Origin of the sequence: Psychrobacter sp. 219-2-C, assembly GCF_049560815.1 — a bacterium.
Taxonomy (GTDB): Bacteria; Pseudomonadota; Gammaproteobacteria; order Pseudomonadales; family Moraxellaceae; genus Psychrobacter; species Psychrobacter faecalis.
The window spans coordinates 2,297,310-2,323,468 of record NZ_CP186933.1 but is presented as its reverse complement, the minus strand read 5'-3'; the positions used below and the strand labels follow the sequence as shown (position 1 = coordinate 2,323,468).

Annotated in this window: 24 protein-coding genes; 16 read left to right on the top strand and 8 right to left on the bottom strand. The window is 44.5% G+C overall.

All coding sequences use genetic code 11. The annotated features are described in order from the left end of the window. The first annotated feature begins 22 nt into the window (after positions 1-22). Positions 23-1,225, top strand: coding sequence for a serine/threonine transporter SstT (sstT, locus tag ACPEGP_RS09500; RefSeq protein WP_068407337.1), 1,203 nt, complete (start codon positions 23-25; stop codon positions 1,223-1,225). 123 nt (positions 1,226-1,348) lie between these two features. On the opposite strand, the gene ACPEGP_RS09495 is transcribed toward sstT, so the two are convergent. Together ACPEGP_RS09495 and ACPEGP_RS09490 are read right to left on the bottom strand one after the other, a co-directional pair. After that, positions 1,349-1,672 carry a chaperone modulator CbpM gene (locus tag ACPEGP_RS09495; RefSeq protein ID WP_068407333.1) on the bottom strand — a complete coding sequence of 108 codons (324 nt, stop codon included), beginning with the start codon at positions 1,670-1,672 and terminating at the stop codon, positions 1,349-1,351. A 143-nt stretch (positions 1,673-1,815) separates the two neighbouring features. Then, the gene (locus ACPEGP_RS09490; protein ID WP_423813254.1) at positions 1,816-2,832 is read right to left on the bottom strand and encodes a DnaJ C-terminal domain-containing protein; all 1,017 of its coding nucleotides are present in this window, start codon (positions 2,830-2,832) and stop codon (positions 1,816-1,818) included. Between the two features lie 461 nt (positions 2,833-3,293). Between ACPEGP_RS09490 and ACPEGP_RS09485 the strand changes: the two genes are divergently transcribed. After that, positions 3,294-3,656 carry a septal ring lytic transglycosylase RlpA family protein gene (locus ACPEGP_RS09485; RefSeq protein ID WP_102076714.1) on the top strand — a complete coding sequence of 121 codons (363 nt, stop codon included), beginning with the start codon at positions 3,294-3,296 and terminating at the stop codon, positions 3,654-3,656. A gap of 140 nt (positions 3,657-3,796) precedes the next feature. Here ACPEGP_RS09485 and ACPEGP_RS09480 read toward each other — a convergent pair whose 3' ends face one another. Next, a complete protein-coding gene (locus ACPEGP_RS09480; protein ID WP_423813253.1) occupies positions 3,797-5,863 on the bottom strand; it encodes an ATP-binding cassette domain-containing protein in 2,067 nt (688 codons plus the stop codon). Positions 5,864-6,436: 573 nt separating this feature from the next. Between ACPEGP_RS09480 and erpA the strand changes: the two genes are divergently transcribed. The 9 genes from erpA (at position 6,437) to ACPEGP_RS09435 (ending at position 15,463) form a co-directional block, all read left to right on the top strand. Further along, positions 6,437-6,817 (top strand): iron-sulfur cluster insertion protein ErpA, encoded by a 381-nt coding sequence (gene erpA, locus ACPEGP_RS09475; RefSeq protein WP_068407319.1) that lies wholly within the window; start codon positions 6,437-6,439, stop codon positions 6,815-6,817. Positions 6,818-7,171: 354 nt separating this feature from the next. Continuing rightward, on the top strand, positions 7,172-7,528 hold the full coding sequence (locus tag ACPEGP_RS09470; RefSeq protein ID WP_201542431.1) for a roadblock/LC7 domain-containing protein: 357 nt from the start codon (positions 7,172-7,174) through the stop codon (positions 7,526-7,528). Positions 7,529-7,823: 295 nt separating this feature from the next. Then, on the top strand, positions 7,824-9,398 hold the full coding sequence (gene gshA / locus ACPEGP_RS09465) for a glutamate--cysteine ligase (RefSeq protein ID WP_423813252.1): 1,575 nt from the start codon (positions 7,824-7,826) through the stop codon (positions 9,396-9,398). A gap of 85 nt (positions 9,399-9,483) precedes the next feature. Then, positions 9,484-9,996 carry a disulfide bond formation protein B gene (locus tag ACPEGP_RS09460; protein WP_423813251.1) on the top strand — a complete coding sequence of 171 codons (513 nt, stop codon included), beginning with the start codon at positions 9,484-9,486 and terminating at the stop codon, positions 9,994-9,996. Between the two features lie 422 nt (positions 9,997-10,418). Then, positions 10,419-11,051, top strand: a complete 633-nt coding sequence (locus tag ACPEGP_RS09455; RefSeq protein WP_191691779.1) for a copper resistance protein NlpE N-terminal domain-containing protein — start codon at positions 10,419-10,421, stop codon at positions 11,049-11,051. Positions 11,052-11,229: 178 nt separating this feature from the next. Then, the gene (gene mpl, locus ACPEGP_RS09450) at positions 11,230-12,720 is read left to right on the top strand and encodes a UDP-N-acetylmuramate:L-alanyl-gamma-D-glutamyl-meso-diaminopimelate ligase (RefSeq protein WP_423813250.1); all 1,491 of its coding nucleotides are present in this window, start codon (positions 11,230-11,232) and stop codon (positions 12,718-12,720) included. A 379-nt stretch (positions 12,721-13,099) separates the two neighbouring features. Further along, positions 13,100-13,354 carry a GlsB/YeaQ/YmgE family stress response membrane protein gene (locus ACPEGP_RS09445; protein WP_068408390.1) on the top strand — a complete coding sequence of 85 codons (255 nt, stop codon included), beginning with the start codon at positions 13,100-13,102 and terminating at the stop codon, positions 13,352-13,354. Positions 13,355-13,573: 219 nt separating this feature from the next. Then, positions 13,574-14,128, top strand: coding sequence for a peptide deformylase (def, locus tag ACPEGP_RS09440; protein WP_144297325.1), 555 nt, complete (start codon positions 13,574-13,576; stop codon positions 14,126-14,128). Positions 14,129-14,287: 159 nt separating this feature from the next. Next, a complete protein-coding gene (locus ACPEGP_RS09435; RefSeq protein ID WP_286796540.1) occupies positions 14,288-15,463 on the top strand; it encodes a type III PLP-dependent enzyme in 1,176 nt (391 codons plus the stop codon). 100 nt (positions 15,464-15,563) lie between these two features. Here the strand turns inward: ACPEGP_RS09435 and ACPEGP_RS09430 are convergent, their stop codons facing one another. From ACPEGP_RS09430 to dnaJ, 3 genes are all read right to left on the bottom strand, one after another. Continuing rightward, positions 15,564-16,475, bottom strand: a complete 912-nt coding sequence (locus tag ACPEGP_RS09430; protein ID WP_423813249.1) for a hypothetical protein — start codon at positions 16,473-16,475, stop codon at positions 15,564-15,566. Between the two features lie 82 nt (positions 16,476-16,557). Then, on the bottom strand, positions 16,558-17,388 hold the full coding sequence (gene dapB / locus ACPEGP_RS09425; RefSeq protein ID WP_144297327.1) for a 4-hydroxy-tetrahydrodipicolinate reductase: 831 nt from the start codon (positions 17,386-17,388) through the stop codon (positions 16,558-16,560). 165 nt (positions 17,389-17,553) lie between these two features. After that, positions 17,554-18,681: a molecular chaperone DnaJ gene (gene dnaJ, locus ACPEGP_RS09420; RefSeq protein WP_423813248.1), complete on the bottom strand. Its 1,128-nt coding sequence runs from the start codon at positions 18,679-18,681 to the stop codon at positions 17,554-17,556. A 421-nt stretch (positions 18,682-19,102) separates the two neighbouring features. On the opposite strand from dnaJ, the gene ACPEGP_RS09415 reads away from it, so the two are divergent. Further along, the gene (locus tag ACPEGP_RS09415) at positions 19,103-19,756 is read left to right on the top strand and encodes a DUF2939 domain-containing protein (protein WP_423813247.1); all 654 of its coding nucleotides are present in this window, start codon (positions 19,103-19,105) and stop codon (positions 19,754-19,756) included. 166 nt (positions 19,757-19,922) lie between these two features. Here the strand turns inward: ACPEGP_RS09415 and ACPEGP_RS09410 are convergent, their stop codons facing one another. Continuing rightward, entirely contained in the window at positions 19,923-21,014 is a 1,092-nt protein-coding gene (locus tag ACPEGP_RS09410) for a disulfide isomerase DsbC N-terminal domain-containing protein (RefSeq protein WP_423813246.1), read from the bottom strand. A 307-nt stretch (positions 21,015-21,321) separates the two neighbouring features. Then, on the bottom strand, positions 21,322-22,026 hold the full coding sequence (locus ACPEGP_RS09405; protein ID WP_191691789.1) for a pseudouridine synthase: 705 nt from the start codon (positions 22,024-22,026) through the stop codon (positions 21,322-21,324). 197 nt (positions 22,027-22,223) lie between these two features. Between ACPEGP_RS09405 and ACPEGP_RS09400 the strand changes: the two genes are divergently transcribed. The 4 genes from ACPEGP_RS09400 (at position 22,224) to ACPEGP_RS09385 (ending at position 26,065) form a co-directional block, all read left to right on the top strand. Continuing rightward, the gene (locus tag ACPEGP_RS09400; protein WP_423813245.1) at positions 22,224-22,820 is read left to right on the top strand and encodes a YigZ family protein; all 597 of its coding nucleotides are present in this window, start codon (positions 22,224-22,226) and stop codon (positions 22,818-22,820) included. 199 nt (positions 22,821-23,019) lie between these two features. Then, on the top strand, positions 23,020-24,081 hold the full coding sequence (locus tag ACPEGP_RS09395) for a YheT family hydrolase (protein WP_423813244.1): 1,062 nt from the start codon (positions 23,020-23,022) through the stop codon (positions 24,079-24,081). Between the two features lie 68 nt (positions 24,082-24,149). Continuing rightward, positions 24,150-24,692 (top strand): acyl-CoA thioesterase, encoded by a 543-nt coding sequence (locus ACPEGP_RS09390; RefSeq protein WP_423813243.1) that lies wholly within the window; start codon positions 24,150-24,152, stop codon positions 24,690-24,692. 329 nt (positions 24,693-25,021) lie between these two features. Then, positions 25,022-26,065: an NAD(P)H-dependent flavin oxidoreductase gene (locus ACPEGP_RS09385; protein ID WP_423813242.1), complete on the top strand. Its 1,044-nt coding sequence runs from the start codon at positions 25,022-25,024 to the stop codon at positions 26,063-26,065. Positions 26,066-26,159 lie beyond the last annotated feature (94 nt).

The following is a 26,159-nucleotide window of genomic DNA, read 5'->3' as shown; positions in this document are numbered from 1 at the left end:
TGACAAAGTCGAGGGTGTATAGATGCGTTCATTGATTGCGATGTACCAGCGTATAGGGCTGGTGCCGCTTATTATTATCGGTTTAATATTAGGCGTTTTGATTGGCTGGCTGGCACCAAATATCGGTGTTGCGCTGGGCCTATTAGGGACGCTATTTGTCGGCGCGCTAAAAGCAGTCGCGCCGATATTGGTCTTTATTTTGGTCATGGCAGCGATTAGCCAACATCGCAGTGGCAATGAGGTGTATGTCAAACCGGTGCTGATTATGTATATGTTTGGCACTTTTTTGGCAGCACTGACCGCCGTTGGCGCAAGCTTCTTATTCCCAACCGAGCTGATATTGGTCAATGCCAACATTGAGCAAGTACCCCCTGCTAACCTGCAAGAAGTACTCACCAACTTGCTGATGAATTTGGTTGCCAACCCTGTGCAGGCCATCGCTGATGCCAATTATATTGGTATTTTAGCGTGGGCAATCATCATTGGTTTTGCCCTACGTCAAGCCAGCGATACCGCGCGAGCCGTGGTCAGTGATTTTTCTGATGCCATCTCGCAAGTGGTCAAATGGGTCATTGCGCTAGCGCCATTTGGTATTTTAGGCTTGGTTGCCAATACCGTCGCTGAGACAGGCTTTGCCGCCCTAGCAGGTTATGCGCGCATCTTGATGGTACTGGTCGGTTGTATGTTGTTTATTGCGCTAGTGGTCAACCCTATTATCGTCTTAGTTAAGACGGGTAAAAACCCTTTCCCACTGGTGTTTACTTGCCTGCGTGAATCAGGGATTACCGCGTTTTTTACCCGTTCATCAGCCGCTAACATTCCGGTTAATATGAACCTTGCACGTAAATTGGGTCTACACGAAGACACTTATTCAGTCACCATTCCGCTAGGTGCAACCATCAATATGGCGGGCGCGGCGATTACCATTAACGTCTTAACGCTAGCAGCAGCGCATACCCTTGGTATCGAAGTAAGCTTTGCCTCAGCGCTACTACTAAGTTTGGTCGCAACGATTAGTGCTTGCGGCGCTTCTGGTGTGGCTGGTGGTTCGCTACTTTTAATTCCATTAGCTGCGAGCTTATTTAGTATTCCAAACGACATCGCCATGCAAGTGGTGGCAATTGGCTTTATCATCGGGGTGGTACAAGATTCCGCTGAAACTGCCTTAAACTCATCAACAGACGTCTTATTTACCGCTGCCGCTGATCCAAAATATGCGCGTTAGTTGTTATTTGTTAGTTATTGACGTTGGTTTTAATGAAAAACCGTCATTTTTAAAGCGGTATTTTTAATAGTATAAAGGGTCTCATTTAGAGACCCTTTTTTATGGGTAATGATAAGACATTGGCTATTTTAAATGCTCGACGTCTACTTCAATCACCGGCATCTGCATATCAAGCTGGCGCTTAAATTGGCGCAGCTGCTCAACCTCATCTAGTAACTCCAGTATCAAACCAATCGCCGGCACGCTGGCTTCAAAGTCACGGCTGAGGCGCGAGGCACGGCGTACGGTTGTCAACTGATAGCCAGTAAACTGCTGACGCTCTGGTACATCATATTCGATAATATTTTCTTCAAGCAATTCGATGACCCATTGGCGCTCTTGCCCACAGGCAGATACGAGCTCATCTAGGCTCAAGATAATGTCGGTAAATTCAGGCGAGTGTTTCATAATGATTATCCTCGTTTGCGCTTTATTTTATCGTATGGTCGTTATCTCTATTACAGGGCGATTATTCATGATTCATCACAGTTAAAAACTGATAGCACCAATCGTTAATAATAGCTGTTAATATCAGACGTTAATACCCGTCGTTAACGGCTGATATTGGTATCAGCAAACGCTTCTTTAAGCTGCTCATAAGCTTTTATAGCCGCCTCGCTGCTGATATCAGGATTGACGATATTTAAGGTCAAATATAGATTGCCCGCTTGCTTCGCAGGAATACCTTTACCTTTTAGGCGTAAATTGCTACCTGATTTGCTGTTTTTAGGAATCGTCACCCCAAGCGAGCCGGCGGGAGTATTAACGGTAATTTTTTCACCGAGCGCTGCTTCCCAAGGCGCAATATTAACGGTTTGATAAACATCGACGCCTTCAATACGGATATTATCAGCGTGACTGATTTTAACCTTTAAAAATAAATCGCCGTTTTTACCACCGCCGATACCAGCTGCCCCTTGTCCTGCTAAGCGGATTTGCTTGCCATCGGTGATGCCTTTAGGAATTTTGATTTTAAGGGTTTTATTTTCATAATCGACATTACCATTCGCCTGACGCACGGGCACATTTAACTTGATGCTATAGTCATCACCGCTATAGACCGAGGCCAAATCCACGGTAATCTCTGCATGTTGGTCTTGACCTTGACTGTCTTGCGCGCCAAAACCGCCGCCAAACTGCTCAAAGCCGCTGCTTTGTGAGCGGCCACCAGTTTGTCCACGCGCACCGCGACCAAAGGCTGAAAAGATATCATCGAAGCGAAAACCGCCATTGCCATAAGCTTGACCTTCGCCAAACTGATCTTTGATGTCTTCCCAGCGAAAACCGCCTTGACCACCAGCCGATTGGCCACCAAAACCGCCAAAGCCACCAGCGCCACCTGCACCAGCAAAAGGATTGTCTAGCATGGCATCGTATTCTGCGCGCTTGTCTTTATCCCTGAGGGTTTCATAAGCATTGTTGATTTCCGCGATTTTATTATCAGCGTCTGGATCATCACTGACGTCAGGGTGATATTGGCGTACCAGCTTACGATATTTCTTTTTAATTTCAGCATCGCTGGCATCTTTTTTGACGCCCAAAATGTCATAGTAATTTTTCTCTGCCATGTTATTTTTCCTCAATATAAAAGCCTTTGAATAAGACTGCTATGCCAATGTAAACGAAACGATGGACCGGTTTGTATGAGAGCGATATAACGCATATAACGTATGATCGTTATCATTGTTATTGTCATCTACATATCATAATAACAATAATAAACCGCCAACAATACCAACCCAAACTGTTAGACAAATAAATAGTTACCTTAAGTATAAAGGCTATATTTATAAGTAATAATGGAGATATTGTTAACAAAATTAAAGAGTGGTTAAGAGGATTGAGCAGTGGAGAATCATAGATTTGCAGGCATAACAGCGCCCTTTTGACCTTAGTAGTTCTTTTACATACCTGTAAGGGTATAACAAGCTCTTTCTTGTAAAATGCCTTTATTATTTGTACTCGCAGGGAGTATGGATAACATAGGCAAGAGTATCTGTCTATCTCATCAACAAGAAATAGGTATTAAATGTCTTATTTAATCAAGTCTTTAGTCATCACTTTATCGCTGCTGTTAAGTACGACCGTTTTTGCCGGCAACACCAGTTATTACGGTAGTAAGTTCCACGGTAAACGTACCGCAAGTGGCAGTATCTTCAACATGAACTCCCTCACCGCCGCGCATAAGACGCTGCCGTTTGGTACGAAGGTACAAGTGACCAACAAAAAGACAAAGCAGAGCGTGATCGTAAAAATTACCGATAGAGGACCTTATATTAAAGGTCGTATTTTGGATTTATCGAAAGCCGCTGCTGGTCAAATAAACTGTGAACTTTGCACAACTACTATGAAAATACTGTCTTATGGAGATGGTAAATACCGGATGGAATAATGGCATAAAAAAGGGAGAGCTTAGGCTCTCCCTTTTTTTATATCGACGAGTTTTTATAGTCACTATATTTATAGTCCCTATATATAGTCACTATGTCAGGCGCTTAAACAATCACGCGGTCACCTTGCCGTGACAACTTTTTATTGAAAACGCGCTTCCATCTCCTCTAAATTTGTCATCGCTAGCAACAACTTTTCTTCATTATCGCTATGTTGCTGCTGGAGCGCGGTTTGCTCATCTAACAATATCAATAAATCAGCCTTGCGACTTTCTTCGTACAGCTCAGTATCGGCAAGCTTGGTTTCTAAACTGGCCAATTTTTCATCGATTTTAGCCAAAGCCTTTTCTGTATTTTCAATCTCACGGCGTATCGGTGCGGTGAGCTTACGCTGCTCGGCGGCCAATTTGCGCTGCTCTTCTTTGCTAATCAAAGGCTGGGCGGCTTTATTATTTGCAGGTGCAGTCGACGCTTTACTATTTATTTGATCTAATTGGCTGACTGATGGTTTGGTCATTTGACTGTTTGCCAAGCCTACGTCTGTTTCACGTGAAACAGATCTCTTATTGTCTTTTTTGTTCTTTTTCTTACCGGTATTTTTGTCCGAGGCATTTTCTTGTTTGCGTTTTTCTGCTAGCCATTTACCGTAGTCGCTGATGTCGCCATCGAACTCGTCGATTTGGCCGTCATGCACTAAAAACAGCTCGTCGCAGACGTTGGCAATCAGCTCGCGATCATGCGATACCAACACCACTGCCCCTTTAAACCCTTGCAGGGCGATGGTCAAAGCCTGACGCATTTGTAAGTCTAAATGGTTGGTTGGCTCATCGAGAACCAGCACGTTTGGACGCTGCCAAACGATTAATGCCAAAGTCAAACGCGCGCGCTCGCCACCAGAGAATAGCTCACTTGCGGTATCGATACGGTCGCCGCGAAAGTCAAAACTACCAAGGAACGAGCGCAACTCGGCATCAGAGGTTTTACCTGCTAGGCGGCGCAGCATTTGCATCGGCGTCGCTGCGGCGTCTAAAGTATCCATTTGGTGCTGATTAAAATAGCCAAGCTTTAAGGTGTCAGAGACGCGATAGCTGCCTGATAAAATACCAATTTCACCGACCAAGGCTTTAATCAAGGTCGATTTACCCGCGCCATTCATCCCCAATAAACCAAGGCGAGTTTCGGGCGTCACTTGGACGTTGGCATTATGCAAAAGCGGCGTCTCGCTATAGCCGATATCAGCATTGCTCATTTCTATCAGCGGCGAGCTCATATTGGCCGGCTCATAAAAGCGGAACGAGAACGGATTGTCCGCCATCATCGGCGACAGCTCTGCCATGCGCTCAAGCTGCTTAATACGGCTTTGTGCCTGTTTGGCTTTACTGGCCTTGGCACGGAAACGACGAATAAAATCATCCAAATGCGCTTTGGTCGCTTGTTGCTTCTCAAACGCTTGTTGCTGCTGCGCCATACGCTCGTGACGGGTACGGATAAACTGCTGATAATTACCCGTATAAAGGGTGATTTTTTGTTGTTCGACGTGCAAAATATGCCCAACGGTGGCGTCCAAAAACGCTTGGTCGTGCGAGATAACAATCACCAAACCGGTATAAGCATTAATCCAGGTCTCAAGCCAAAGAATAGCGTCCAAATCCAAATGGTTGGTTGGCTCATCAAGGAGCATTAAATCGGCGCGGCTCATCAAGGTCTTAGCAAGGTTTAAACGCATACGCCAGCCACCCGAGAACCCTTCAACGGGCAATTCATGCTGACTGGTCTTAAAACCAAGACCTGCCATGATTTGGGCCGCTTTGGTCGGCGTCCGATAGCCGTCAATTTCATCAAACTGCTGATGCAATACGCCAATCTGATCGTCACTGACACTGCTTAAATCATTTAACGCCGCATTAATCTCATACCACTGCTCATCACCACTTAGCACATAATCTATCGCCGTCTGCGTGCTCGCCCCGACTTCCTGCGCCATGTGCGCCACCTGCCAGCTATCAGGAATGCTGACTTCGCCTCTATCAAGCGTCACTTCGGTATCGCCGGTGCCCATTTGCGTCAATAATAAGGCAAACAAGGTGGATTTACCGGTGCCGTTATTGCCCGTCAAGCCAACTTTGTGGCCCGGATGGAGCTGAAAGCTTGCCCCTGCAAACAACTCACGACCATCACGGCGAACGCCAACGTCTTTAAATTCGATCATATAATTTCTTCATCTCAACAATAATATAAAACTTAAGGCAATAAAAACATACGTCTGGCATGTTTACAGGCGGCTATTATTTCAAACGCTTGGCGCATAGGCAAACGATTAAATAACTATTTTAAATTCAACCCTTTATACGGCTAAAAACCACTTGCGATCATAATGGCATGCGAACGATTAAAAGTTTTGGCATTTAAAACTGCTATTTGACATGTAAAACTACTATATAGTTGCAAACCCTGCTGTCACCCTTGACAAATCAATCAGCACCCCAATTATGTTATACTAGTAAAATACTATTGACATCATGCAGTTAGGTGTTCGAAATTGAGCCTTTAAAGTTAAGTAGCGGCCGTATTGCTATTCACCAAATTGCCATGCCACAATAATGTTTCAATACTAAGTTACATTGCTAAAATGTTACATTGCTAAATGCCTTAACAAATATAAAAAATTTTACCGTAGCCTAGGCGTTATCAGCCGCTACTTATCAGTCGCCCTATCCAGTATAAATAGACGACCTCGCAGAAATAAAAAACAAATCATTTGATTTTAGCAACTGAGGTAGATATGAACGAATCAGCCAATCAATTTAATCCAAGCACAAGCCAACCAGTCGACCCAACCGCCTTAAACTTGACCGACAGCGCGGCAAAAAAAGTACGTCGCCTACGTGAAGAGGAAGGTGACAGCAATCTGATGCTGCGTGTCTATGTGACGGGCGGCGGCTGTTCAGGTTTCTCTTATGGCTTTAACTTTGCCAATGAGCTCAATGAAGATGATGCCAATTTTGATAATGACGATGTAACCTTAGTCGTCGATTCGCTAAGCTATCAGTATCTGCAAGGCTCAACTGTGGACTATACCGAGGGCTTAGAAGGCGCACGCTTTATTGTCACCAACCCAAACGCCACCACGACCTGTGGCTGTGGCTCATCGTTCTCACTTTAAGCAAGTCGAGTTAATGACTTTATCTTAAAAGCAATACAGTACTTTTGGATAAAATTGAGTATACAATCGTAAACTAAAAAAGTCGTTTTTGACCGATAATCTGGTAAAAGGTGGCTTTAATCGGTTTACGATTGTTTTTTTATGGGGATGTGCTTAAATACCGCCTTCTTTTGAGTAGCTAGTCTAATCAATCTGTTGTATCAGTGAGCGCTTAACCTGTTTGTAAAGCTTATGCTTGCGAGCCTTTTATTAAAAGATTGTTGTTAGAAGATTTTTGATTAAAGGATTTTGCTCATAAAGAATAATCACTAAAAAAAATCCTACTCCTACCCCAAATTATGAAGGCATACCCTCATGGCGAAGTTATCACTTGACGCATTAAATGACATCGACGGCTTTATCGCCGCCGCCCTAGTAGACAGCGAATCTGGTCTTGCAATGGCCACGCTTGGCTCTGGCATCGACCTTGAGCTAGCAGCGGCTGGCAACACCGAAGTACTACGCTCTAAGCGCAAAGTAGCAGCAGCGCTAAATTTAGATGAGAACATCGAAGACATTCTTATCACTTTGAGCAAGCAGTATCATTTGCTACGTCCATTAGTACGTAATGACAGCTTATTTTTATACCTTGTACTTGACCGTCAAAAATCAAACCTTGCAATGGCACGTCATATTCTAAAAGGTTTTGAGACTGAACTAGAATTTTCGTAAACCTGTTTATATTAAGTAATGAGTTATCTAAAGCATCTACCTGATAAGTAGATGTTTTTTTGTTTTCTAGGTATTTACTTTAAGCCATTAGATTTGGTTAATAACTGCGCGGAGCCGCCATCTTTACAAGTCAAATAACCGTTATTTGAGCGCCAGTGAAGCTTACTGTATTTGTAATTGTACGTGGTTTTTGGGGCGGCTTTGGGCTAAACTGACGTGATTCTATAACCCATTTTTTCGGTTGCACAGCGATTGCGTGGCGACCGACCATAACTAATAACAACAGATGACTATTATGAGTAATTTTGCGAGCAGCTTTGTCGATTTTAAAATTCCAAACTGGTTTGATAGCAAGCATTTAAGCGGCATGCTGCGCGGTATTGAAAAAGAAGGGCTGCGGGTTAAACCTGATGGCTACTTGGCACAAACCCCACATCCAGCCAAGCTTGGCTCCAAGCTCACGCATCCATTTATCACCACCGATTACTCTGAAAGTCTGCTCGAACTTATTACTGACCCAAAGACTTCTCCAAAAGAAACACTAACCATGCTGCGCCAATTGCATTTATTGGTTTATCAAGGTATGCCTGAAGGCGAGCTGATGTGGCCATTGTCAATGCCGTGTATGCTGTCATCAAAAGATGAAGATATTCCGCTAGCAGACTATGGCAGCTCTAATACGGGTAAGCTAAAAACCCTCTATCGTAGTGGACTTGGTATCCGTTATGGTCGCCGTATGCAGACGATTGCTGGTTTACATTATAACCTGTCATTTGGCGATGATTTATTTGCCGCGTGGCAAGCGCAAACGCCAAGCGCGCAAGATTTGACCCTAACCGAATTTAAAAATGACAAGTATCTGGGATTGATTCGTAACTTTAAACGTCTGACCAGTTTGGTGCTGTATTTATTAGGGGCAAGCCCTAGCGTTTGTCCGTGCTTTGTGTCAGGTATCGAGCATGACCTTGAGCTGCTCAATGACTCAACCTACTATAGACCGACGGCGACCAGCCTACGTATGGGCAAGCTTGGCTATACCAACAGCGTGCAAGAACATCTCGATATTCGTTATAATAATTTGCCCGAGTATATCAAAGGACTGCGCCGTGCGATTCAGACCCCGCATGCAAGCTTTGAGAAACTTGGCTTAGATGATGACGACGGTAATCCGATACAAATCAATGACCATATTCTACAAATAGAAAATGAATACTATAGTCCGATTCGCCCCAAACAAATCGCGATGAGTGGCGAGAGCCCAACCGAAGCGCTTGAGCGCCGCGGTATCGCTTACGTTGAGTTTCGTGCTATTGACCTTGACCCTTATAGTGATATTGGCATTCGTTTATCTAGCGCCTGCTTTTTAGAAGTGATGGCATTATACTGCCTGCTCAGTGATTCGCCAGAGCTCATGCCAGCAGAAGAAGAAGCGTTGGCGGTTAATGTCGAGCGCGTGGTCAACGAAGGTCGCCGCGAAAACTTGCAAATCATTAATAATGGTGATGAGCAAACCCTTGAAAGCTGGATGCTTATGCACTTAAGCCGTATGCAGCCATTGGCAGAGCTGCTTGACGCGCATTATGGGGGTAATGAATATCGGACAGCGGTTGCCTTGATGCAAGGTAAAGCGGGACATTCTGAATCAACCATTTCAGCACAAGTGAACTCGGATAGTAAACGTTTAGGTAGCTTATGGCAGCTTGGCTTTACTTTGGCGCAGCAGCATCGTGAGTCGATATTACAGCAGACGTTGAGCCCAAACACCCAAGCCAAATATGAAGTACTGGCGGAAAAATCTATCTTGCAGCAGGCAGAGCTTGAAGCCGCCGAAACCGAAGATTTTATGGAATTTTTACAACAGTACCGCTAATGGTTTATTAATTTGACGTTTTAACAGTCTACTTTTTGTTAGTTTTATCCTATATCAATGAGCACTTTATAAGAGTATTCGCCCCATGCGACAGCTGACCACTTACCGTAATCTGCAAGTGTTTTTAGTAATCATGGCCGTGATCGGCATGAGCTTTGCGCTATTTTTCTTACAGCGTTATATGGGGTTTTCGCCTTGTCCGCTATGTATCTTTCAGCGCATCGGTCTGATGATTATGGGCGGCTTTGCTTTGATTGCCGCTATATTTGACCCAAAATCAAAAATCGTCCGCTTACTATTGTGGCTTGGCAGTTTGGCAGGTATTGGCTGGGCAGCAGTAGTTGCCGGTCGGCACGTATGGCTACAGCATTTGCCCGCCGACCAAGTGCCCTCATGTGGACCCGGCTTAGATTATTGGCTTGACACCCTACCGATGCAGCAAGTATTAAAAGAAGTATTTGCCGGCTCTGGTGAATGCGCGTCTATTGAGTGGACATTTATGGGTTTGAGTATCCCTGAGCAATCTTTGATTTTATTTAGCGTTTTGATATTGGTACATTTGCTGATTTTTTGGCGTATCGTGCGTCCTGCCCGCTAACCTGCTTCTACTACCCTTATGAGTGGCCAATAACCGTCCTGCACCAATGCATGGACGGTTATTTTTTTGGCTCATATTTCAGGCGTTTTTAGCACGGTTAAAGCCATAGCGTTTAATTAACGACACGCTCTAGTCACTTTTACACTTTGATATATCCAAGGTGTTTATTTACCCTATTGGAATAACGGTAGTCTTAATTGCGCTTTAAACGTATATAGCTGATGTTTCCAAAGCCAAATGGCGAAGTGTGTTATCAAAACCATGAGGTCTATCACATAATTTAACGAAGTGAGGGTCGCAAGCGCTGCCTGTTGGCGCTAAGATTGTCCCTCACAATTTCTTTAACTTTTACCAAGACTTTAATTAGTTATCCTACTGACAAGGCTTAAACCCACTATTAAAAAATGTTTTTTGGTAACGCTATGATTACTATCTTACCCTATTCCTCCGCTGCAATTACCGCTATGAGACGCTGTACGCGCCCCTTGCTAGCGCTGCCGCTCTGTTTGCTACTCACGAGCTGTGATAGCGCCTCATCTTCTACGACTGCCAATAACACAACAACGCAAGGTGCTCAGACTACTAATACGGTGGCACTTGCTGACTTGCAGGATATTGATGTTCAAAACAATCTGACCGACGCTGCAGTGAATGAGACAAATAATGCAGAAGGCCAATCACTGATAGCAGCGGCAAACTCAAGTGATAACAGTCGCCGCGCGCCGATGATTTCGGCCGCCAGTAGCGACAGCAGCTTACAAGCCACCTTGATGGGCGATTATGGCGGTGTGGTACCGTGCGCTTCTTGCGATAATATCGAGATTACCTTAAATTTGTTCGCTGATGGCTCTGTGCTAAAAACTAGTGTTTTTAATAATGCGGCGCCGACCGTTCCGCCTTTGTTAGAATCAGGGGTTTATCGCCAAGATGATGATAAAATCACCATCGTTTATGAGAGAAAAAACATCGAAACCTATAAAATCAGTGACAACCATTTGATTATGATGGACACTGATGCCAATCTTAACGATGACTACACCCTTTCTCGTAAATAAATAACTGCCTACCTCAGCCAAATTGAGAGTCCACACAACGCCTACCGACTAGGCGTTTTTTATTGGTCATCTTATGGTGTTTACTTTACAATGAGGCTTTGATTATTGAGCTACCTACCGAACTGTTGGCTGACATTCAAGCTCAATCCCCTCCTTTTTAAGCGTGTACGGAACGTCTATGCATATTCATATTCTTGGTATTTGCGGTACTTTTATGGGCTCGCTGGCGTTACTGGCGCGCAGCCTTGGGCATACAGTCACAGGCTCAGACGCCAATGTCTATCCGCCAATGTCCACCCAACTTGAAAATGCGGGCGTGACCATTGCCGAAGGTTATTTAGTCGAGCATTTGCAGCCAGCGCCTGATTTGGTGGTGGTTGGTAATGCCATGAAGCGTGGCATGGATGTTATCGAATATATGCTCGATAGCGGTCTGCGCTACACCTCAGGGCCGCAGTTCTTATCTGAGCAAGTGCTACAATCGCGCCATGTCATCGCTGTGGCTGGTACGCATGGTAAAACCACCACGACCACCATGCTGGCATGGATATTACATTATGCGGGTATTGATACAGGATTTTTGATTGGCGGCGTACCATTGGTTAATACGAGCGACGAGCGTTTGCAACAAGTCTTCGCCCATAGCAGCTATTTGGGTGCTAAAAAAGTCGCTGATGGCAGTGGAGAAAAAACCGGCTACTTCGTTATTGAAGCCGATGAATACGATTCAGCGTTTTTTGATAAACGCTCAAAGTTCGTCCATTATCGCCCGCGTACCGCTATTTTAAACAATCTTGAATTTGACCATGCCGATATTTTCGCTGACCTAAACGCCATCCAAACCCAGTTTCACCATATGGTGCGCATGATTCCAAGTAGCGGCAAAATCATCATGCCAGCGGCGACCATTAGCTTAGAAGAGACTTTAGCAAAGGGTGTTTGGACGCCTGTTTGGCGGACAGCGGTTATTGATAAACAGTCAGTTGATCATAAAAAAGACGAGCAGAATTTACAGCACACTAACGACTGGCAAGCCGAACTTATCAGCGCTGATGGCGGTCAATTTAGCGTCAGCTTTGTAGGGAACGATGAGCATACAGCGATCGTCGATTGGTCGATGAGCGGTATTCATAACGTCAATAATGCGCTAGTTGCGGTTGCCGCCGCTTATAATGTCGGTGTCGATATTAAAACCGCCTGCGCAGCATTATCCGCTTTCGCTGGTATCAAACGTCGTATGGAGCTGATTGGCGATGTCAACGACATCTTGGTATTTGATGATTTCGCCCATCATCCGACCGCTATTACGACTACCTTAGATGGCGCTAAAAAGAAACTGGCAGACAGACGGATTTGGGCGATTATCGAGCCGCGCAGCAACACCATGAAAATGGGCATTCACCAAGACAGCTTGGCTGAATCCGCCGCCCTCGCCGACCATACTTTATGGTATGAACCAACCGGACTTGAATGGGGCCTAAAAGACGTCGTTGATAATGCCAAAGCTAACAAGCCCAATATCGCAAGCCAGCAAGTATTGTCTAGTACCGAGGCGATTATTAGGTATATTATTAATAACGCTCAAGCGGGCGATGCGATTGTCATTATGTCGAATGGCGGCTTTGAAGGGATTCACCAGCGTCTATTGACCGCGCTGCGCAATAAATAAATCTCCACTTATATAGCAAGCGTATTAAAGACTGATTGTTTCTAAAAGCATAGTTCGTTAAACGAGCTATGCTTTTTTTATGGTTACTTGCCGTTCTATAGATGACTTTTCTAACGTTTATAAGTCCATATAATTATTTGAATGATTTACACATGATAGTAATCAACGCTTTGTCACGTTAGCGACTTTACTACCGTTTTAACCTGCCGTTTACCTATTTCATCTGCTTGATAGCAAATATGGCTTTTTTCTCACATAGCCCGTACACAGATAACATTTCGTCGTTACTTTTTATAGTGGCTAATGATTACAATGAATTCATCAAATAAGTAACAGATTATAAATAACCATATAAATTAAAAACATTAGGAGAATAACAATGAGCTTTATTTGGATGATTATCGTAGGTTTGGTCGCAGGTTTATTGGCACGCGCTATTAAACCGGGCAACGACCCGATGGGTTGGATTATGACCATCGTATTGGGTATCGTTGGTGCGATGCTTGGTGGTTTTGTTGCAGGCTTAATCGGTATCAATGCTGATGGCGGCTTTACTGGACTTATCTTCTCAGTAATCGGTGCGATTATCTTACTGTTTATCTATGAGATGATTATGAATAAACGCCGCGTATAATAAGCGCAAGCCATTACTCGTATTAAATTAGAGCATATAAAAAAGGTCTTACCCAGCGTAAGACCTTTTTTAATGACTGCATTTTCTATCTGAATTATGAGTTATAAGTTTTGCTTATGTTATTACCTAAGAAAAACTGGCTATTGATATGCATTACTTTTGCCCCCATTTATCTTATAATATCAGTCCTATTTTATCTTTATCATTGAGGTGAGCCTTATGGCGTTACTCCCTATTTTAAGTTACCCCGACCCGCGCTTACGCACGATTGCTAAGCCTGTCAAGGAAGTTACGGCTGAAATCAAAACCTTAATCGCCGATATGATTGAGACGATGTATGATGCCCAAGGTATTGGTTTGGCGGCAAGCCAAGTCGACCGTCATATTCAGCTTATCGTCATGGATTTATCGGAAGATAAAAACAGCCCAAGGGTATTTATCAACCCGAAAGTCACGCCATTGGTAGAAGAAAAGCAGCCGTACGAAGAGGGCTGTTTGTCGGTGCCTGAAGTCTATGATAAGGTTGAACGTCCAACCAAAGTACGTATCGAGGCCTTGGATGAAAATGGCAATAAAATTGATGAAGAAGTCGAAGGCTTACTTGCCGTCTGTATCCAACATGAAATGGATCATTTAAATGGCGTCATCTTCGTCGATTATTTATCGCGTCTTAAACAAACGCGGGCGCGTGATAAAGTGCGTAAAGTCCTTAAAATACGCGAAAAACAGGGCGAGCAAATCGCGGATAAACAGCCACAAACGACCAACTCTTAATACATTTATATTTTAAGCCACGTTTGTTGTCCTATCATTATCGTTAAAAATAATGGCTTTATGATGATAAGATTGGCTTTTATATCCTAACGTTTTAATTCTCTGCTATTTTTATTCTCCGACATTCACTGTCTTCATTAAAGGTTTCCCACCATGACCATGATCAAAATTGACCAATATTTTGACCCTGCCGGCTGGCAGAAATTTACCAAAGCTGCCGAAGGTCGCGAAACCCCGTTTTTGGTGGTCGACTTAAGCCGCATTAAAACGAAATATGCGGAAATGGTTGGTTTTTTTCCAAAGGCGAAGATTCATTATGCTATGAAAGCAAGTCCTGCGGTTGAAGTCATTAACTTATTGGCTGAGCTTGGGTCAAACTTTGACTGTGCGTCTATCTATGAGCTGGATCGGGTGCTTGATTGCGGCATTGAGCCATCGCGTATCTCTTATGGCAACACCATTAAAAAAGCGCAGCATGTCAAATATGCCTTTGAAAAAGGTATTGATTTGTATGCAACCGATTCTGAAGCGGATTTAAAAAATATCGCTAAGCACGCGCCTGGTTCAAAAGTATTTGTGCGTATCTTAGTACAAGGCTCTGAAACCGCTGAATGGCCGCTATCACGTAAATTTGGTTGCCATCCAAATATGGCAATTGACCTGTTGATTCAAGCGCGCGAATTGGGCTTGGTGCCGTATGGTATCTCGTTCCACGTCGGTAGCCAGCAAAAAGACGTGGCTGCTTGGGATGATGCGCTCGCCAAGGTCAAATATATGTTCGACTGGATGAAAAATGAGGAAGGTATTAAGCTGCAAATGATTAATTTGGGCGGCGGCTTTCCGGCGAACTATATCAGCGAAGTCAATCCGGTCAAAGTCTATGCAGAAGAGATTACCAGTTATTTGACTGATGACTACAATGAAGATGAGATGCCAGAGATTATCCTTGAGCCTGGTCGTTCATTGGTTGGCGGCTCGGGTGTCTTGGTCAGCGATGTGGTGCTGATTTCGCGTAAATCAGATACGGATTTGACGCGCTGGGTATATACCGATGTGGGCTTATTCCAAGGCTTAATCGAGACTCTAGGCGAAGCAATCAAGTATCCTGTCTATACGCCTAAAATGGAAACCTCAACCAGCGAAGGCACGGTTGTATTGGCAGGGCCAACGTGTGACTCAACCGACATCATGTATGAAGAAGCGGGTTACCAGTTGCCAGAAGAGCTAGAGATTGGCGATAAAATCTTTTGGTTAACCACGGGTGCTTATACCAACTCGTATTCGTCGGTCGAGTTTAATGGTTTTCCGCCATTAGAGGTGGTTTATATTGATTAATTTTTAACCAATTAATATCAATAACAGTAACAAAGCGCGGTACTGCTTATCACAGTGCCGCGCTTTGTTATTTTTGCTTCGCGACAACATTAATAATCAGCTACTGTACCAATAATGAAATAGGTACGCTATTACTGCTATTTAACGTCCTATTACTGGCATAACCTGAGCTTTGGCTTTGATTGTTTTGTGAGATTTGTCCAATATTGACCCACTGCCCACGTGGGACGACAATGGTGCTATTCAATATTTGCCCTTGCACGCTATTATTATAGCCATAGCGATTATAAGAAGGATTAGCGCGCACGAGCTGTTCTTCTACTTGGGATAATGTTACTTCGACCTGCCCGTTCGGTAGTAGCCTTGGCATCACCGTAATCCCTTGCGTCGTCGGCAATAATACTTGCTGCTGAATAATAATTTGCCCCGCTAGACGTTTATAGGTCGGATAGCTATTGGCAATATAGCTTTGGTTTAATGAGTAAAGCATGCCGGTGCTGATGCTTGCTGCACTGCCAGACAAGGTTTGTACTTGATATAAATTATTACTTTGTTGTTGGCTATTACTTTGGTTGATTACGCCAGTACCTTGAATACCGTGATTACTAATAACAACCCGACCTTGCTGGATATTACCTTGGGATTGCCGACTATTACCGACACGCACAGCAACGGTCAACGCCTGCGGTTGACCGTCAATCTGACTAAGTAACTGCTGTACTTTTTGATAATTAGCAGCCGTGGTATGTAATACGAGCTTATCTTGATAAGTCGACACCGTACCGCCATCGCGACTGCTACTTAACTCTTGACGCACCGCTGGTAATAAGCTCTCGCCACCATAGGTATGAATCACATAAGTTTGATAAGCGGCCGCTTGTACGACGATTGGCAATACCGTTAAACTTAAGGTAAATGCTATCGGACACGTATAACTTATGATTTTGGTAGCTTTTATCATAGCCAGCGTACGACTAAAATAGGCTATTAGATGTTCGCTAAACTTATTCATGTCTGACTCCTAGCAGTCATTCTGCTTTATCAATAAATAACCGCTACCAAACCATCAATGAGAAACCTTAATATTTTAGGCTTTAGTCATTTAACCCTAAAACATCCTGCATGTTATATTGTCCAACTTCTTGCTTAATCACCCAAGTTGCCGCACGCACCGCACCAGCGGCAAAGGTCATGCGCGCTCGGGCACGATGGGTAATTTCAACCACTTCACCGTCAGCGATAAACATTACGGTATGATCACCGATGATTTCACCGCCGCGTATCGCATGAATGCCAATACTGCCAGCTTCGCGCTCGCCCGTTTGCCCTTCGCGGCCATAAATGGCAACGTCTTTTAAGTTCTGTCCGCGCGCTTCTGCAACCGCCTCTGCCATCATATAAGCCGTGCCCGATGGTGCGTCGATTTTGTGTTTATGATGGGCTTCGATAACTTCTACATCGGCATCATTGCCAAAGGCTTTTGCGGCCATAGCGAGCAGCTTTAAGGACAAATTAACGCCCGTTGAATAATTACCCGCATAGACGATAGCGATTTGCTTACTGGCTTCTTTTAATACTTGCTCTTGTTGCTCATTAAAACCTGTGGTGCCAATCACCATCGCAACTTTATTCGCAGCGCAGATTTGCATATTTTGTTCGGTAGCATCAGGCAAGCTAAAATCAATCAGCACATCAATGTCATTAATAACGGCTTTTAAATCATCGACAATCTGTACCTCTAGGCGACCAATCGCTGCAACTTCGCCAGCATCGGCGCCGACAAGGCTTGAGCCTTGACGCTCAATCGCGGCATTTAGCGTGGTTTGTGGGTTGTCCTGTACGGCTTCAATTAACATACGTCCCATACGTCCGCCAGCACCGATGACACCAACGTTAATAGTTTGCTCTTCTGTTTGTTGACTCATATCTTGTCCTAAATGTTTTATTTTCAATAGATTGGTTATTAAATTTATGAGGATAAGTTTAGCAAATATAATGGTTAAATGGTTTTTTATAGCATCACCAAAAAGGCCTATTGTTTCACGTGAAACAATAGGCCTTATAATGACTTAAACAGTAGGGCTTAGCTATCAATCAAACAAATCACCAATCTTTTTAAAGAATGACTTTTTATGGGGTGACTGCTGATGCTTGCTGTCACCATCAAGCGTATCTTGGAATTGACGTAACAAGTCTTTTTGCTCGCGCGTTAGATTCACTGGCGTCTCGATGACCACACGACAAATCAAATCGCCTTTCATCGTCGTACGTACTGGCGTCACGCCTTTACCGCGCACACGCAGCAATTTGCCACTTTGCGTCCCTTCAGCGACCTTGATTTTGACTTTACCATCTAAGGTTGGGATTTCTACTTCTTTACCGAGTGCCGCATCAGTAATGCTCACTGGCACGTCCATATAGAGGTCAGCGCCTTGACGGTTAAAGACGTCGTGCGGTTTCACACGTACTTCAACGTATAAGTCACCGTTTTGTACGCCAGCGCCGCCCGCTTCACCTTCACCTGCTAGGCGAACACGGTCACCATCGTCAACGCCCGCTGGGATAGAAACCTCAAGCGTGCGCGATTTATCTTTTACGCCGCTGCCATGACAGTCAGAGCAAGGGTTTTTAATCTGTTTACCAGAGCCGCCACACTGCGGACACGTCTGCTGCACGGCAAAAAAGCCTTGCTGCATACGCACTTGGCCTTGACCATGACACATCTGACAAGTGACCACGTCAGAAGCGTCTTTTGCGCCTTTACCATCGCAAGTAACGCACGGCGCAGGCGCGGTAAAGCTGATTTCTTTTTTACAGCCGCGCACCGCTTCTTCTAAGGTCAGCTCAATGACATAACGTAAGTCTGAACCGCGGCGTGAACGGCTACCGCCGCCGCGTGATTGACCAAAAATGTCGCCAAAGTTGCCAAAAATATCGCCAAAAATATCTTGGAAATTGCCACCGCCGCCAAAACCGCCACCGCCCATGCCGTTTTCAAACGCCGCGTGCCCCATGCGATCATAAGCTGAGCGCTTGTCTTCATCGCTCAATACTTCATACGCCATCGACGCTTCTTTAAACTTGTCTTCAGCATCAGGATCATCAGAATTGCGGTCAGGATGGTATTTCATGGCCAGCTTGCGGTAGGCTCGCTTAATTTCCTTGCTGTCAGCGGTCTTACTGACACCTAATACTTCATAAAAATCGCGCTTACTCATGGGCTCTCCTATCGTCTTTACAGTCCACCGATCGGCCGATTCATCAACCCAAGTCAATCTTCTCCTTTGCACTGCACGCACCTACTTACAGGTTTCACATGAAACGTGGTGAATAGGTAGCAAAAAGAGGATAACTTATGAATCTTACGAGCAAATACGGCGGGATGCTGCTTAGCCAAATCAATTATCAAAAGTTTGCGCTATTTATGGAGATGATGGAGGGATTTATCAAGCACTGAGGCGTCCAAATTATAAATTATGAGGCTGTAGATGCCCTAAAAAAGGATTTATTAAGAATTGCACAAAGGTTTCCATACCTTTATAAGGCGTAGGCGTGCTAATATTTAGCGCGATATTGATATATATATAAATACTGTTTTTAATTTTTTAACCATTAGGTTTGCGCTAAGGTCGTATTTTTATGAAAAAGCTGATTGTTTTGTTGATTGTCATTGCCGTCACTATCTATGGCGGTTCGCCTTATTACAGCGCTTATCAGCTTAAAAATGCCTACGATGCCAAAGATGGTGCAACGATCGCAGCGGCGATTGATTATGAGCAGGTGCGACCCAGTATTCAAAATCAGCTGACCAGTCAGTTTGCAGTGACCATGACCAAATATCCATTGGTCGCCGAACTTGGCGGCGCGCCATTAACCGAAGCGGCCAACGGCTTTATTATCCAAGCGGTCGATGGCGCTATTACCGCGCAAAATATTGAAAAACTGATTAACACCCAAGGTCAAGCCAATACCGCGACCAAGGAGCTTGCCGCAGCATGGGCGATAGCCAGTAATCAAGTTGATTTAAAAAACCTGATTCAAAATCTAATCATTCAGCGCGGTGACGTCAATGCCGTAGTCAAAAACCAGATGCAGCAAATCATGCAAAAACAAGCGGCCGAGCTTGAGCAACAAGCGGCGCAAGGTACGGATAGTGACAAGCCAAAACTGGCTTATTGCGGGATTAACTGCTTTACCATTAGCGGTCAGGTGAAAGGTTATCCGCTGACTATTGAGATGCAGCGCGATGGTTTGATAAATTGGAAAATCGTTGATATTGTTTTACCGCAATAGCTGTTACTACAATAGCTGTCACTGAGATAGACTGATAAAATCGATCATTAAGCACCATTAAAAACTGCCCTATGGACATCGCTCATAGGGCAGTTTTTAATGGTTACTTTCTATGTTATAGACTTTTTAATAATCAGAGCTCTTAATAAACAGACTTCTTAATCATTTATTCTACACCCAAGAACTCTAAAAACTCTAAAAACTCTGGGGTCTCAAAGCTGGCTTGATAAAGGACACCGTCTTCGCGGTAAATAGCCGGCGTTGCCATGACCGCAAGGCCTGCTGATTTTTCACGGTTAGGCGTTACATAATCGGCTTCACAACTGGCTGGTGCCGGCGTCATTTTACCTTGTAGCATTGCTTTATCAAAAGCTGTGCGGCGGCTGTCCTCACTCCCCTGACACCAAATAGCGCGCATTTGCTCAGGCGATTTTTCATAGATTGGATAACCGATGGTTTTTACCGTCACGCCTTTAGCATTGAGCATGGGTAGCTGCTGATGGAGACGGCGACAATAAGGACAATTGACGTCATTAGCGACATAAATAACCGCTTTCTCAGGGCTGGTGGCAGGATAAGTAATCAGTTGGCTGTGGTCTAAAGTTGCAAATACCGCTTGGTTTTTAAGGCGCTCAAAGTTGCTATCAAGCCCGATAAACTGACCGTTTTCAATCACTGATATCTCACCATCGGTGATATATTGCCCATCGTCTGATAGTAGAAATGGCACACCTTCTAAAGTCGCACCCCAAATGACTCCCGGCACGGCGGTATAAAAGAACGGCGTTTTGGCACTCATGTTTTTAAGCGCGCCCATATTTGCTAATAGGTCAGATTTTAGGCTGGCACTGACGGGCTTGCCCACTTGCAAGCTGCTGCTACGCGCTGGTGTTTCTGTGACGACGCGTTTGCTTGGATTCTTTTGTAGCTCGCCTTGGATGACATACTTGCCCTCTTTGGTGATATGCAGCGGCGGCTGGCCTACCAAATTCACTTGATACATATTGGGTAATTTAGAGGGCATAATAGAAGTGATTTGCGTTTTGATACCAGCTTGGCTCAGCAGTTGGCGTAATTGACTATCGACAGCTTTGCTCACACTGCTAGTCGCTTGCGTACTTTGTATACTCGCACTATTCTGCGGCGCTTGGTTGACATTATTTTTGATAGTGTCAGTGGCGCTTTGCTGCGCACAAGCAGTAGTGGTCAATAATATGACACTGATTAAGCTGGCGGATTTTAACAGAGAGAATTTCACAGAAGACTGTCCTATTGATTTTTAATAGCAATACTTTAAAAATGCTCATTATTAATAAAGCTGACTATATTATGTAAAAATATAGATTAAAAAAGATAGGCAGACTTTAGCACAAGGGCAGTTTTTGCAAAGGTATTAGGGCTTAATTTTGCAAAATTGCTACTTAGTTTTAAGAGATAGGCAACACAGACAGCAGGCCGAGGGTATAACGGTAAACAGTGGACATTAAAAAAACAGCGCACTTTTTCATGGCTGCTTTTTTTGCAGAAAATTTTTATGACTGTTTAAGATGCAGCAAAAGCCAAACTTAGAATTTAGCGACTTCTTCTGGCGTTAAGAAACGACTGTCGCCTTTATCCAAACCGTCTAAGGTGATATGACCAATACTGGCGCGATGCAGCTCGGTGACCCGATTACCAAAATAGCCCATCATACGTTTTACTTGATGATATTTACCCTGCTCCAAGGTCAAGCGTGCATGGGTTTCATCAATAAACTCAAGGGTAGCAGGCTTAGTTTCTTCATGATCGCCTTCTAAGAGGATACCTTCAGCCACTTCTTTAACGGCATTGGCTTGCGCGTCGCTGTCCATTGGGCTTGCTAATGTGAGCTCGTATATTTTGGCATGCTCATGTTTAGGGCTGGTCACGCGGTGCAACCAACTGCCATCGTCACTGATAAGTAGGGCGCCCGTGGTATCGACATCGAGGCGTCCTGCAATACGCAAGCTGCCAAGCTCAGGTACAGCAATTAGCTCGGTGACGATAGGATATTCTTTGGCTTTTAAAGAGCATTCAAAACCTTCAGGTTTATGAAGCAAGATATAGCGATTGCCAGTCGCAACCGACAATGGCTCGCCCGCCCACAGTACTTCATCGTTGACAATATCGACATGCAGCCCCGGATCTTTGACCACCGCATCATTTACCGTCACTTCACCGGCGTGCAAAATCCGCTTTGATTCTTTGCGCGACAGCTCAGTGGCTTTACTTATAAATTTATCTAGACGCATACGCTTGACTACCATTCGTTTTATACTACCAACTTCGTATTAAAAGCCAACCATACAAGCACGGCTCTCGCGCTTGTCCGCTGTCTTAAACAGTGAGAAGTGGTACTATAATAAAAAATTAAATGAACACTGCGCCCAATACGGCAGGCAGTGAAAGTTAAGTAAGTTTACCATATCCAACTTAGACCTGATGAAATATGAGTTATCAAACGCTAAAACATGCGGTCAGCGCGCGCTTAGACATTAAAAAGTCTGAGTTTATTGCCTACGCCTATCCTGTGACCTCGCGCGAGCAAGCAATGTTTCACGTGGAACAGTTACGCGTGCAATATGCCGATGCGCGCCATCACTGCTGGGCATACATCATTGGTGACCCCAATAACACCACCAGTGCAGGTTTTGACGACGATGGCGAACCAAATGGTACCGCAGGACGACCGATATTAAACGTCTTACAGCATAAATCTATCGGCAACGTCATTATTATCGTGGTGCGTTATTTTGGCGGTATCAAACTCGGTGCAGGCGGTCTAACTCGCGCTTATGCAGGTTCTGCGCAGGCGGCCGTCGATGAAATGGTACTGCTCCCGTACGTGCCGATGGCGCAAGTACAAATAATCGCTGAGTTTGCCACCGAAGCACAGTGCCGCTACGTGGTTGAGGACTTGGGCGGCCATATTGATGATGTGACTTATAGTAAACAAGTGACCTTGACCGTGACGCTTGCTGAAGCAGATATCGATCACTTAAAAGAGCGGCTGGCGATGGATGGGCGTGTCTTAGAGTCGCCATAATTGATAAGTATGTATGTAGAGCCATTTTTCTTAGTTCTTCTTAGTGGTAGTTCTAGATGAATTGCTTTGAGTGACCATACGTTCACTGAGCGTTCACTGAAAAGCATTGGTTTTGGCAACTGCCGTCGGTATGATAAGGCATTGATTGTTAAAGACGATTTTAACGATCATTCATATAACCATTAAATAAGAAACCTTTATGCCAACATCGACACCACATAAAACCTTTACCCCTGCCCCATTTAAACCGCCATTTTGGTTAAGCAATCCACATCTACAAAGCATTTTACCCAAATTTTTTGCCCCTAAAACGCCGACTTATCGCCGTGTGGTCGAAAAAGACTCCTTGGATGAAAGTGATATTGCTTATGACTTTTATGATGCGCATCCTATAGACGCCGATGTTATAAACTCAGCAGGTAATGGCGAGCTTGAGCAAACTCCATTAATCGTATTGTTTCATGGTATGGAAGGCAGTAGCGACAGTCATTATGCGCGCGCGTTGGCCTATCAGATGCATGCGCAAGGATGGCACTTTGTCGTCGCTCACTTTCGTAGCTGCGGCGGTATTCCGGCGAGCGGTCGCGTCTTTTATAACGCCGGTGACACCGGCGAGCTGCATCATATGCTTGAGAACTTGCGCAAAAACTTTGCCCATATCTATGCGGTAGGTGTGTCCTTAGGCGGCAATGCACTGGCAAAATATATGGGCGAATATGGCGACAAAGCGCTCTGTGACGGTGCGGCGGTGATTTCAGCGCCTGTCGATATGTCGTCGGCGGCGCTTAGTATGCACAGCTTTTTGAGTCACCGTATTTATACGCCGTATCTGCTGAATCCCATTATCAAAAAAGCCTTGGCGAATGACATCACCAAAGATGAGATTGACTCTATCAAAGCCGTCAATCGTATCAGTGACTTTGATGATATCTTTACCGCTCCGCGTCATGGCTACCGCTCTAATAACCATTATTATCACGCTTCATCGGCGCTGCCTTATTTGATAAAAGTAACCAAACCTTTATTATTAATCAGCGCTAAAGACGACCCTTTCCTTGGGTTTACTGCCACGCCAAACGACGTCTCCGATACTGTCACACTTTTAGAAACTGAGCATGGCGGGCACGTGGGCTTTATTCGTTATAACGTCGATAAAGACAAATCGACGCATCTTTATAAACAATCAAGATTTGATATCAACTGGTTGCCCGAAACGGTCAGCGCTTATTTTAAGTCTATTGGCGTGCCGTTTAACCATTGATAATGACATTTGCCACTCTGCCAAACTTTACTTTTTTTACTTAACCTCCACCTCTTTGAGATTGCGCCATGTATCCATTTATTCGTTATACCAGCACCATCGCTCGCGCCGCGCTACAAGTAAAAAAGGGCAATACCTTAACGTTTAAAGATACCAGCGAGATTAACTTTCGCTGTCGTCTGACCGATATTGATAATTTCTTGGAGATGAATAATGGCCGCGTCCTGACCCTTTTTGATATGGGACGTACCGATTTTGCGGTACGGAGCGGCCTTGGTACACAGCTCTTAAAGCAGCGTTGGGGTTTGGTGGTCGCTGGCAGTACCATCCAATATCGCAAACGCATTCGCGCCTTCGATAAAGTCACCATGAAAACTCGTATCGTCGGCTTCGATGAGCGCTGGATATATATCGAGCAGTCGATGTGGGTCAAAGGCAAGCCTTGCTCCTCTGCCCTACTGCGCACGGGCGTCACCGAGGGCGGCAAAGTGATCGAAACCTCGCGTGTCTTAGGGGTGCTAAATCAAGCAGATTGGAAGCTACGGCCGAGCGGCTATGTGGCAGAATGGATTATCAGTGATGGCGACCGTCCGTGGCCGCCAGTGGGTTAGGATACGATTGTTCGATAAGCGCCTTACGGTCATCAGTGGTGATGACGTGGTTGGGTTATTGATGAATGCCAAAGGGTTTTTGCAGTAGAATTAATCAGTAAGTAAGTTTAAAGAAATAGGTCAGTTTTTTCGGTCATCGCCTTGATGATTTAAAAAGCTGACCTTTTTTTATCAATTAGTGAGTACTAATCTTAAAAAACATTGGTTTCATAATAAAAATCCACTACTTTTATTGCATAACTAAATACACATTATCTAACACGCGTATCCCTCAGCTTTGTTAAAGTAAGTCATGCAAATTTTCTCATAACATAACAAGGACGCCCGTCATGACCTTACTAAATACCTTTGATTTAACCTACCCTATCGTACAAGCACCGATGGCAGGAGCAACCACGCCTGAGCTGGCAGCGACAGTAAGTAATTTTGGTGGACTGGGGTCATTGGGAGGCGGAACGACGGCGCCAACGGTTTTAAATGAGCACATTAATATCCTTAGATCGCTCACCGACCGCCCTTTTATGATCAATCTAATGGTGTTATCTGAGCATGATTCTACTACTTTGGATAGCAAAATCCCTACTTGGTTAAACGAGTATTATAAAAAAAACAACATAGACATGGCGTTACCTGAACGTCCCGCATTTAATTTTTCTGAGCAGCTACAAGTGCTGTATGACAATCCAGTGCCTGTCGCTAGCTTCACCTTTGGTATTATCAGCGCCGAGCAGGTGCAGGGCTTAAAGGATTTGGGCACACGCGTCATCGGTACTGCCAATCATCCGTTGGAAGCGAAAGCATGGGCAGATATTGGTGTCGATGCGGTCTGTATTCAGGGCTCAGAAGCTGGCGGTCATCGCGGTGGTTGGTTGCCACAAAGCGCAAACGATCCATTGGGTTTACTGACGCTGATTAGTCAAACGCGTGCTTGCACCGATATTCCTTTGATTGCAGCGGGCGGTATTATGACGGGGCAAGCGATTAAAGCGGTGCAAACGGCTGGTGCTGAGCTGGCGCAAATAGGCACGGCTTTTTTGACCACCGATACATGCGGTATTAATGATACGTATAAACAAGCGATGCTTGATGCCAGTCTGGGTAAGCGCAGTAGCGAGACGCGATTAACGCGACTGTTTTCAGGTAAGCAAGCACGCGGATTGTTAAATAACTATTTGCGCGATTTTGGTCAATTTGAGAGCGCGCATGAGTTACCGCCCTACCCACAATTAAATGCCATGACCAAAAACTTGCGTGCTCATGCAAAAAGTAACCTCAATGCTGAACATCAGTCTTTATGGGCAGGACAAGGGGTCGCGTTGGTCAGACAAGAAAGTACGCTTGAATTGCTAGAGCGACTTGTCAAAAATTTATAGCTTAAACGACTTCATTAAAATCTTATAGACAATAAAAGAAACATCAGAGCATCTGGTGTTTCTTTTATTGTCTATAAGATAAATACTTTCAACC

What these genes read in the sequence shown, in the direction of transcription:
- sstT (WP_068407337.1), top strand. Translation starts at nt 23, where the DNA reads ATGCGTTCATTGATTGCGATGTACCAGCGTATAGGGCTGGTGCCGCTT.
- ACPEGP_RS09495 (WP_068407333.1), bottom strand. Translation starts at nt 1,672, where the DNA reads ATGAAACACTCGCCTGAATTTACCGACATTATCTTGAGCCTAGATGAG.
- ACPEGP_RS09490 (WP_423813254.1), bottom strand. Translation starts at nt 2,832, where the DNA reads ATGGCAGAGAAAAATTACTATGACATTTTGGGCGTCAAAAAAGATGCC.
- ACPEGP_RS09485 (WP_102076714.1), top strand. Translation starts at nt 3,294, where the DNA reads ATGTCTTATTTAATCAAGTCTTTAGTCATCACTTTATCGCTGCTGTTA.
- ACPEGP_RS09480 (WP_423813253.1), bottom strand. Translation starts at nt 5,863, where the DNA reads ATGATCGAATTTAAAGACGTTGGCGTTCGCCGTGATGGTCGTGAGTTG.
- erpA (WP_068407319.1), top strand. Translation starts at nt 6,437, where the DNA reads ATGAACGAATCAGCCAATCAATTTAATCCAAGCACAAGCCAACCAGTC.
- ACPEGP_RS09470 (WP_201542431.1), top strand. Translation starts at nt 7,172, where the DNA reads ATGGCGAAGTTATCACTTGACGCATTAAATGACATCGACGGCTTTATC.
- gshA (WP_423813252.1), top strand. Translation starts at nt 7,824, where the DNA reads ATGAGTAATTTTGCGAGCAGCTTTGTCGATTTTAAAATTCCAAACTGG.
- ACPEGP_RS09460 (WP_423813251.1), top strand. Translation starts at nt 9,484, where the DNA reads ATGCGACAGCTGACCACTTACCGTAATCTGCAAGTGTTTTTAGTAATC.
- ACPEGP_RS09455 (WP_191691779.1), top strand. Translation starts at nt 10,419, where the DNA reads ATGATTACTATCTTACCCTATTCCTCCGCTGCAATTACCGCTATGAGA.
- mpl (WP_423813250.1), top strand. Translation starts at nt 11,230, where the DNA reads ATGCATATTCATATTCTTGGTATTTGCGGTACTTTTATGGGCTCGCTG.
- ACPEGP_RS09445 (WP_068408390.1), top strand. Translation starts at nt 13,100, where the DNA reads ATGAGCTTTATTTGGATGATTATCGTAGGTTTGGTCGCAGGTTTATTG.
- def (WP_144297325.1), top strand. Translation starts at nt 13,574, where the DNA reads ATGGCGTTACTCCCTATTTTAAGTTACCCCGACCCGCGCTTACGCACG.
- ACPEGP_RS09435 (WP_286796540.1), top strand. Translation starts at nt 14,288, where the DNA reads ATGATCAAAATTGACCAATATTTTGACCCTGCCGGCTGGCAGAAATTT.
- ACPEGP_RS09430 (WP_423813249.1), bottom strand. Translation starts at nt 16,475, where the DNA reads ATGAATAAGTTTAGCGAACATCTAATAGCCTATTTTAGTCGTACGCTG.
- dapB (WP_144297327.1), bottom strand. Translation starts at nt 17,388, where the DNA reads ATGAGTCAACAAACAGAAGAGCAAACTATTAACGTTGGTGTCATCGGT.
- dnaJ (WP_423813248.1), bottom strand. Translation starts at nt 18,681, where the DNA reads ATGAGTAAGCGCGATTTTTATGAAGTATTAGGTGTCAGTAAGACCGCT.
- ACPEGP_RS09415 (WP_423813247.1), top strand. Translation starts at nt 19,103, where the DNA reads ATGAAAAAGCTGATTGTTTTGTTGATTGTCATTGCCGTCACTATCTAT.
- ACPEGP_RS09405 (WP_191691789.1), bottom strand. Translation starts at nt 22,026, where the DNA reads ATGCGTCTAGATAAATTTATAAGTAAAGCCACTGAGCTGTCGCGCAAA.
- ACPEGP_RS09400 (WP_423813245.1), top strand. Translation starts at nt 22,224, where the DNA reads ATGAGTTATCAAACGCTAAAACATGCGGTCAGCGCGCGCTTAGACATT.
- ACPEGP_RS09395 (WP_423813244.1), top strand. Translation starts at nt 23,020, where the DNA reads ATGCCAACATCGACACCACATAAAACCTTTACCCCTGCCCCATTTAAA.
- ACPEGP_RS09390 (WP_423813243.1), top strand. Translation starts at nt 24,150, where the DNA reads ATGTATCCATTTATTCGTTATACCAGCACCATCGCTCGCGCCGCGCTA.
- ACPEGP_RS09385 (WP_423813242.1), top strand. Translation starts at nt 25,022, where the DNA reads ATGACCTTACTAAATACCTTTGATTTAACCTACCCTATCGTACAAGCA.